9 protein-coding genes and 1 pseudogene are annotated in these 8,261 nt (G+C 70.5%); 5 read left to right on the forward strand and 5 right to left on the reverse strand.

The genetic code is table 11. The annotated features are described in order from the left end of the window. Positions 1-7 precede the first annotated feature (7 nt). Genes CCL05_RS31175 through CCL05_RS31185 form a run of 3 tightly spaced genes read left to right on the forward strand, consistent with a single transcriptional unit; the run spans position 8 to position 2,942 of the window. Positions 8-1,378 carry an amidohydrolase family protein gene (locus CCL05_RS31175; protein ID WP_086564037.1) on the forward strand — a complete coding sequence of 457 codons (1,371 nt, stop codon included), beginning with the start codon at positions 8-10 and terminating at the stop codon, positions 1,376-1,378. Further along, on the forward strand, positions 1,375-2,256 hold the full coding sequence (locus CCL05_RS31180) for a cupin domain-containing protein (RefSeq protein WP_086564038.1): 882 nt from the start codon (positions 1,375-1,377) through the stop codon (positions 2,254-2,256). The genes CCL05_RS31175 and CCL05_RS31180 overlap by 4 nt, the downstream gene beginning before the upstream one ends. Then, positions 2,253-2,942 (forward strand): SDR family oxidoreductase, encoded by a 690-nt coding sequence (locus tag CCL05_RS31185; protein WP_086564039.1) that lies wholly within the window; start codon positions 2,253-2,255, stop codon positions 2,940-2,942. Before CCL05_RS31180 ends, CCL05_RS31185 begins: the two co-directional genes overlap by 4 nt. Before the next feature lie 12 nt (positions 2,943-2,954). Here CCL05_RS31185 and CCL05_RS31190 read toward each other — a convergent pair whose 3' ends face one another. From CCL05_RS31190 to CCL05_RS31205, 4 genes are read right to left on the reverse strand one after another with little or no spacing between them, the layout of a single operon-like run. Then, complete coding sequence (locus CCL05_RS31190) at positions 2,955-3,602, reverse strand: HhH-GDP family DNA glycosylase (RefSeq protein ID WP_208641658.1); 648 nt, start codon at positions 3,600-3,602, stop codon at positions 2,955-2,957. 3 nt (positions 3,603-3,605) lie between these two features. Then, the gene (locus CCL05_RS31195; RefSeq protein WP_037666875.1) at positions 3,606-3,950 is read right to left on the reverse strand and encodes a DUF3140 domain-containing protein; all 345 of its coding nucleotides are present in this window, start codon (positions 3,948-3,950) and stop codon (positions 3,606-3,608) included. 52 nt (positions 3,951-4,002) lie between these two features. Continuing rightward, positions 4,003-4,485 carry a Dps family protein gene (locus CCL05_RS31200; RefSeq protein ID WP_086564041.1) on the reverse strand — a complete coding sequence of 161 codons (483 nt, stop codon included), beginning with the start codon at positions 4,483-4,485 and terminating at the stop codon, positions 4,003-4,005. Continuing rightward, positions 4,482-4,739, reverse strand: a complete 258-nt coding sequence (locus CCL05_RS31205) for a WhiB family transcriptional regulator (RefSeq protein WP_020269817.1) — start codon at positions 4,737-4,739, stop codon at positions 4,482-4,484. The genes CCL05_RS31200 and CCL05_RS31205 overlap by 4 nt, the downstream gene beginning before the upstream one ends. A gap of 183 nt (positions 4,740-4,922) precedes the next feature. Between CCL05_RS31205 and CCL05_RS31210 the strand changes: the two genes are divergently transcribed. Then, positions 4,923-6,881 carry a caspase, EACC1-associated type gene (locus CCL05_RS31210; RefSeq protein ID WP_158102511.1) on the forward strand — a complete coding sequence of 653 codons (1,959 nt, stop codon included), beginning with the start codon at positions 4,923-4,925 and terminating at the stop codon, positions 6,879-6,881. A gap of 91 nt (positions 6,882-6,972) precedes the next feature. On the opposite strand, the gene CCL05_RS31215 is transcribed toward CCL05_RS31210, so the two are convergent. Further along, entirely contained in the window at positions 6,973-7,434 is a 462-nt protein-coding gene (locus CCL05_RS31215; protein ID WP_030521459.1) for a hypothetical protein, read from the reverse strand. A gap of 660 nt (positions 7,435-8,094) precedes the next feature. On the opposite strand from CCL05_RS31215, the pseudogene CCL05_RS31220 reads away from it, so the two are divergent. Then, a pseudogene (locus tag CCL05_RS31220) lies at positions 8,095-8,261 on the forward strand (riboflavin synthase); the annotation flags it as partial.

The raw sequence follows: 8,261 nt of genomic DNA on the forward strand, positions 1-8,261 counted from the left end.
AAGCGCGATGACCACAAGAACTCTGCTGCGCTCCGGTCACGTGATCTCGATGGACCCCGCCATCGGGGATCTGCCCCAGGGGGACGTCCTCGTCGAGGACGACAGGATCGCGGCCGTCGAGCCCGAGATCAGCGCCGACGCCGAGGTTCTCGACATGACCGGCCACATCGTGATCCCCGGCTTCGTCGACACCCACCGCCACACCTGGGAGGCGCCGATCCGCGGGGTCGCACCCGACGCCACCCTCGACGACTACTTCGTCGACATCCTCGACACCTTCGCACCCCTGTACACCCCTCAGGACGTCTACGCGGCCAACCTCGCGGGCGCGCTGGAATGCCTCGACGCCGGTATCACCACGCTCGTCGACTGGTCGCACATCAACAACACCCCGGACCACCCGGACGCGGCGATCCAGGGCCTGAAGGAGTCCGGCATCCGGGCGCAGTACGCGTACGGCAGCGCCAACACCTCCCTCGCCGACTACTGGTTCGAGAGCAGGATCGCGATACCGGCCGAGGACGTCCGGCGGATCCGCACGACGTACTTCGCGTCCGACGACGGCCTGCTGACCATGGGCCTCGCCACCCGCGGACCCGGCTTCTGCGTGGGCGACGTCGTCGCCGCCGAGTGGGCCCTCGCCCGCGAACTCGGCATCCCGATCACCGTGCACGTGGCCATGGGGCGGCTGGCCGGCCGCTTCGGCATGGTCAAGCAGCTCCACGGCATGGGGCTCCTCGGCCCGGACACCACCTACGTCCACTGCTGCTACCTCAGTGAGGAGGAGTGGCGGATGGTCGCCGACAGCGGGGGCACGGTGTCCGTCGCGCCGCAGGTGGAGCTCCAGATGGGCCACGGCTGGCCGCCCGTGATGCAGGCGATCGAACACGGGCTGCGGCCGTCGCTCAGCATCGACGTCGTCACCACCGTGCCCGGCGACATGTTCACCCAGATCCGCGCGGCCTTCGGCGCCGAACGCGCCCGCGTCAACGCCGACTGCTGGCAGGCCAACCTGCCCGTCCCCAGCAACATGCTGACAGCACGTCAGATGCTGGAGATCGCCACCGTCAACGGCGCCCATGTCGCGGGCCTGGAGGACCGCACCGGCTCCCTGACCCCCGGAAAGCGCGCCGACATCGTCGCGATCGACGCCACCGCGCTGAACGTCGCGCCCGTGCACGACGCGGCGGCCGCGGTGACGCTGTGCGCGGACGTGTCCAACGTGGACACCGTCCTCGTCGACGGTGTGATCCGCAAGCGCGACGGCAGGCTGGTCGCCGACACCGGGCGCGCCCTGCGACTCGTCTCCGAGGCCCGCGACCGGCTCCTCGCGGCGAAGGAGATCAAGCAGTCGAAGGGGGAGAAGGCCCCGGCATGACGCGTCATCTGGTGCGCCGTGCGGCCGAGTTGCCCGAGCCGCCGTACGACGCCCTGGGCCACCGGCGGCGGACACTGGTCGGCGAGGACGACGGCAGTGTGCACACCGGGTTCGGACTGTGCGAACTGCGCCCCGACGGCCGTGTGCCGGCCCATGTGCACTCGTACGAGGAGAGCTTCCACGTCCTCGACGGGGCCGTGGTCCTCGACGTGCCCGAGGGCTCGTACCTGCTGGAGGAGGGCGACTACGGCCTGCTGCCGATCGGCGTCCCGCACGCCTGGCGAGGCGCCGGGGACACCGCCGGCCGCTGGGCGGACATGCTCGCCCCGGTGCCGCGGGCCCGCTACGGGTACGACACCCAGACCGTGCCGGACCTGCCCGTGCGCGACCCCGTCCGGGTCGACGTCCGCGACCCGCGCACCCGCTCCTTCGGGCACTTCGAGCCCGCCCAGATGGACCCCGGCAAGCAGTCCCAGGACCTGCTCGCCGTCACGGCGAGCATGCGCACCGCGCTGCTGGTCTACAGCGGCATCACCGTGAAGATGATGGTCGACAGCGACCTGGGCGCGGTCGGCTCGACGATGTTCATGGTGCAGTACGCGTCCGACGGCGTCATCGGCACCCACGACCATCCCTTCGAGGAGACGTATCTGATCCTGGAGGGCGTCGCCGAGACCACCCTCGACGGCGAGCGGTACCGGCTGGAGCCCGGGGACCTCGCGTGGGCGGGCGCCGGGTGTGTGCATGGGTTCGTCAATGCCGGGCAGGGGCCCCTGCGGTGGCTGGAGACCCAGGCGCCGCAGCCACCGTCGCGGCACTCGTACCGGTTCACCAGGGACTGGGACTATCTGCGCCACGTGCTTGAGGAGGGCTCATGAGCAGCGTCCTTGTCGTCGGCGGCACGTCGGGCATCGGCCTGGCGTTCGCCCGGGCCCGCGCCGAGTGCGGCGACGAAGTCGTCCTGACCGGCCGCGACGCCCACCGCGCCGACCTGATCGCCAAGGAGTTCGGCGCCCGGGGCATCGCCCTGGACCTGGCGCGGCCGCTGGAGATCGCGGCGGCGCTGGCCGGTGTGGGACGCGTCGACCATCTGGTGGTCGCGGGTGTCTCCCGGGACGACAACAAGGTCAGCGAGTACGACATCGACGCCGCGCTGCGGCTGGTCACCCTCAAGCTCGTCGGCTACACCGAGGTCGTGCACACGCTGCGGGCCCGGCTGCACGACGACAGCGCCATCGTGCTCTTCGGCGGACAGGCCAAGGAACGCCCCTACCCGGGGGCGACGACGGTGGCGACGGTCAACGCGGGCGTGCGGGGCCTGATGAACTCCCTCGCCGTCGAACTCGCACCCGTCCGGGTCAACGCGGTGCACCCCGGCGTCGTCGGCGACAGCCCGTACTGGCAGGCCAAACCGGAGAAGGTCCTCGACGTGCTGCGCACCGAGACGCCCACCGGACGGCTGGCCTCCATGGCGGACGTGGTGGACGCGGTGGACTTCCTGCTGCGCAACCGGTCGGTCAACGCCGTCGAACTGACAGTGGACGGAGGGTGGTTGCTCGGCTGAGAGCGGGCCGGCTCACCCGGCCCGCCGCAGCGTGTCGTCGGCCACGTCCTTGTCCACCGCCGCCCGCACCAGCGCCGCGGCGAGAACAGCCGGGCCGGTCCGACCGGCCAGTTCGGTGAGGCGGTCCGGATCCTTCGGCAGCTTCAGCCGCTCGGCCCCCTGAAGGGCCTTGGCGTCGAGGTAGGGGGCGGCCTCCGGCCACACGGCCTGCACCTCGCGCAGGAAGATGTCGGCTCCGGCCGGGCCCACCCCGGGGAACTCCTGCAGCATATGGCGCAGTTCGGACACCTTGCCGTCCGCCTCGCGGCGCAGCCGCCGCAGATCCCCGCCCCACCGCTCGGTCAACAGCTCGGCGGCCTCGCCGAGCTGGGTCGCCGTACGCTCGTCGTAGCGCCGGTAGCCGCCCCGGCCGAGCGCGTCCACCCGCTCCTGCCAGTCGGCCCGCGCCATGCGGCGCGGGTCGCGCAGCCCCGCCTCGTGCAGGGCACGGGCGGTGGCCAGCGCGATCGAACCGCGGATGCGGGCGCTGAGCAGATGGGCCAGCACGAGCAGCCGGTACAGCGGCTGCGGGGTGTCCTTCAGTCGGATCCCCGCCTCGTCCGCGTACGTCCGGCCGTGCGCGGAGCGCAGTTCGCGCACGACGCGCTCCTGCCGGTCCACGATCTACCCCTTGAGCGGATCGTGGCCGACCGTCATCAGCCGGCGCCGGCGGCGCGTGTCCTCGGCCGTCACCTCGGGCATCGGCTCGTTCTCCAGGTCCACCTGCGAGGTGACCCTGTCCACGACGTTCCGCATCACGCGCAGGTCGTCCTCGGTGAGGTCGGTGCGCCGCTTCTGGAGGATCGCCAGGACGTGCTGCCCGGTCTCGGTCCCGGCCTGCTCGGGCAGCGGCTCCGCGTCCTCGTCGGCGTCACGCATCCGCAACCAGGCCGCGAGCTCCTGCGAGGTCATGTTCACCACGCGGTGGAAGTCCTCCCACAGCGCGTCGAGTTCGAGGGCGTCGGTCATCACATGCCCCTTCCGTACGTACGTGCGCGCGCTCCGTACGTGCGCGCGCCGGTCAGCCCTCGCGGGGGAAGTTCTCGGCGTCGAACATCCACCGCTGCTTCTCCAGCTCGGCGGTGATGCTGATCAGCAGATCCTGCGTGACCAGGTCGGCCTTCTCGGTCGCGTCGATGCGCTCGCGCAACCGGCCGATGGCGTCCTGGAGGGACTCCACCATCACCTGCACGGCGTCCGCGTCGCGCACCCAGCCCTCCTTGGGGGCGGGCAGCGTGAAGGTCTTGGCGATCGTCTCGGGCCGGCCGTCCGGCGGGACGCCGAGCGCCGCGGACCGCTCCGCCACCGTGTCGGCGAAGTCCCGCGCGGCCGAGACCACCTCGTCGAGCTGGAGGTGGATCGACCGGAACCGCGGTCCGACGATGTTCCAGTGCGCCTGCTTCCCGATCAGCGAGAGTCCGAGCAGGTCCACCAGGGTGTCCTGGAGTGCCTCGCACGAGACCCGGCGGGCCTCGTCGGGCAATGTGCTCCGCACAGCCGTCATAGGGCGCTTCTCCTCCTCGCGTCGTTCCTCGTGGTCCGGAGCAGTGCGTCGCGCTCCTCCTCGCAGGTCCCGCCCCACACGCCCGCTGCCTGGCCGCTGCTCAGCGCGAAGCTCAAGCACTGGTCGGTCACCGGGCAGCGCGCACAGATCCGCTTCGCGGCGTCGACATCCCGCAGGGCCGGGCCTGTCGTGCCCACGGGGAAGAACAGTTCGGGGTCCTCGTCCACACAGGCGGCGCTCCGCAACCACTCCATGAACGCGCGGGTGCCCCGGGCCCTCTGGGGCAAACCCCGATGCGGAACCACGCAGGCCGGTTGTTCCGGCCTGCGACAACGCCCTCCGAGGACACCTCTGCCTCCGGAATCTTCACAGGGGCGGACCGAAGGTCTATAGTCCGAAACTAGCAGTGCTAATTAAGCGGTGTGAGGAGTTCTCTCGTGCGTCCCGTCCACTTCGCGGCCGCCCGCCGCACCCCCATCGGCAAGCTGCGGGGATCACTTTCCTCGGTACGGCCCGACGACCTCGCCGCGACCGTCGTCCGCGCCCTGGCCGACGTGCCCGGCCTCGACCCCGCCCGGATCGACGACGTCTACTGGGGTGCCGCCAACCAGGCCGGCGAGGACAACCGCAACGTCGCCCGCATGGCCGCGCTGCTCGCCGGCCTCCCCGACGACCACTGCGTGGTCATCCGGGACCCGGTGAACGCCCAGGAGTTGGCGCTGCGAGTCGAAGACGTCGCCGGCCGAGCGACCGATATGTTCCTGGTCTACTTCGCGGGGCACGGACTCATCGACTCCTACTTCGACGGCCGCCTCTATCTGGCCACCTCACACGCGTTGGAAGGCAAGCCGCATTTCACCTCGCTCGCCTACGACGATCTGCGACGGGCCATGCTGCACTCCAGTGCGCGCAACAAGGTCGTGGTGCTCGACTGCTGTTTCAGCGGGCAGGCCCACGGGACCATGGCCGGGAGTGCCGCGCAGGTGGCCGGGCAACTCGATATCCGGGGCACCTGTGTGCTGACCGCCACGAAGAGCAACGAGATGGCGAAAGCACCGGCGGGCGAGGTTTTCACCGCGTACACCGGTCAACTCGTCGATGTCCTGAGGTGTGGCGTGGCAGACGGCCCGGAGCTGGTCGATATCACCACGCTGCACGAGCAGCTGCTGTACCGGTTGCGCAGTGCCGGTCTCCCGGAACCGAGGATGAGCGGCAGCGATACCATCGGCCGGCTGCCCTTGGTACGCAACGCATCCTGGCGCGCGGCCGGTGCCGGGAACGAACCGGTCGACCTCGCCGATCCGGCCCAGGTGTACGGGCTGGGAAGCCGGCTCGAAGCGGAAGGTCACCCGGAGGCGGCCGGACAGCTCTACCGGCGAGCGATATCGGCCGGCAATACCGATGTGATGCTCCTGCTGGGCGCACACCACCAGGAACGTGAAAACGATACGCGGGCCGAACGCTGGTACCGCGAAGCGGCCGGCACGGGACTGCCCGACGGGATGACCCTCCTCGGGACATTCCTCCACAACCGGGGTGCCTTCGACGAAGCCGAATCGTGGTATCGAAAGGCGGCCGAGGCAGGACAACCGCGGGCGGCCGAACTCCTGGGCGAGGTGCTGGAGAGGCGTGGCGACACCGGCGCGGCCGAGCGCTGGTACCGCGCGGCGGTCGATGCGGGCCGGACGCGTTCCATGATCAGGATGGGTGGCCTGCTCGAGCGCCGCGGGGAGCCGGGCCAGGCCGTGTCGTGGTACCGGCGAGCGGTGGACGCGGGTGACGCGGCCGGTTGGACCTGCTTGGGCATGATGGCCGCCGAACAGGGGGCGACGATCGAGGCCGACGCATGGCTGCGGAAGGCGGCCGCGGCCGGTGAACCCGACGCGATGACAAATCTCGGTATCCGGCACCTGGCGCGAAACGAGCGGGCGGCGGGGATCCGGTGGTTCGGTGAAGCCGCGGCGGCGGGCAGCACCGATGGGATGGTCCGGCTCGGGAACGAGCTCATGGAGGCAGGCGATACGGCTGCGGCCGAGCGGTGGTTCCGGTCGGCGGCCCGCGAGGGTAATGGACTTGCCATGGTTGAAATCGGCAAGATCCGGGAGGCGGCCGGTGACCTCGCGGAAGCCGAGGACTGGTATCGGCGAGGAGTCAGGGCCGGTGCCCATATCGGCGTGATCGCCTTGGTGAAGCTGCTCATCCTGCGAGACCGGTGGGACGAAGCCGAGCGGGTGTGCCGCGCCTCCGCCGAAGCCGGCCGAGCGGAGGGTATGAGCGTATTGGGAATGCTCCTCGAGCAGCGCGGCGACCCGATCGAAGCCCGGTACTGGCAGGAGGCGGCCCGGGCAGTGTTGCCCGATCCGAACCGACGAGAGACCGGGCCACCTCCGGCATGATCGGGTGCGCCGAGGCGGTGCCGTCGGACGGTGCGAAAAGCGGGACAGCGGGGGCCTCGTCGCGGTCCCCGCGGCTACGATCCGCCCGGGCTCAGCGGGTACCGGCAGAGCACTCGCGGGCGCCGTCGACCACCGCGTGCTGGGGCGGCCGGGTCCCCAGCACATCGGGGCCAGCGACCCACAGTCGGTAGCCGCTGGCCTCGTCCTCGGGCGAGGGCAGCACGATCTGGCTGCCGGTACCGGCGACGGTGGTGTAGAGCCGGAAGAGTTCGGCGGCCGCGGTAGCGGTGAATTCCTCGTGCCGGGTGGGACCGGTGAGGAAGGTCCAGCGCCGGGCCCGGGGATGGGCGAAGACGGGTCCGGCGATCCCCGCCGCCCGTAGTCGTGACAACACCTGTTCACCGAGTTCGGTCGGCATGGTGACGGCGCCGTAGGTGGCGCCCACGTGCAACAGGATCCGTCGGGAGGCGGCATCGACCACCGCGGGCAGCAGATCCTTCTCCCGGTACCGCCGGCAGTGCCGCTCCAGGGCGGATTCGGTGAAAGTGGTCATAGCGGTTCGGCTTCCTCGAGTGGTGGCGTGCCCGGCCGGGGCGCGGGCATCCACCGGGGGGCGGATGTCGCACGGATCCGACGGGTGTGGTCACCGCGGGGATCCGGTGCCCGGACAGCACCGTCGCCGGGCCGAGAGACGCTGGATCGCCGCGGCGGTGCGGGGTCTCCCCGGCCCGCGCTGTTGTGGGCGGATCCAGTTGTCGTGATGGCTTGTGGCGCACGGTGTTCCGCGGCGGTGGCCGTCCTCGTACGAATACTGCGCCGGGCCGCACCGCGGGGTGGTCGAGGTGGGTGAACCGGTCACCTCACAATATTGCGTCAGCCCCTGTGAGCGTGCAAATCGAGAAACATTTCGGGTTTCGATGCGGTATCGGTGGGGCAAAGAGGAGTCGGGTGAATCCGGTCCGGACCGGATCGCAGCCCGTCGGAAGTGGTATGGCCGAATGCGGTCCGAATGTGACCACCATCTCTCGATCGGAAAATTTCCGGATCGCCTCCCGCGGCGCCGCGGCCGCGCGACCAGGGCTCCCGCAGGGTGGTCCGTGTCATGGCCGGGCCGGAGGGTGGGAACTAGTCTGGTCGTGGACGGCGAACTGGGAATACTCGGTACCACTCCCGCCGTTCCGTATGCGGAACACCGACGCGAACGGGAGAAGACATGTTCACGGGCATCGTCGAGGAACTGGGCGAAATCGTCGCCCGCGAACAATCCGCCGACGCGGCGCGGCTGACGATCCGCGGGAAAGTGGTCACCTCCGATGCCGGACACGGAGATTCGATCGCGGTCAACGGTGTCTGTCTGACCGTCGTCGACGTGATCGACGA

The organism is Streptomyces africanus, from assembly GCF_002150735.1.
GTDB classification, from domain to species: domain Bacteria; phylum Actinomycetota; class Actinomycetes; order Streptomycetales; family Streptomycetaceae; genus Streptomyces; species Streptomyces africanus.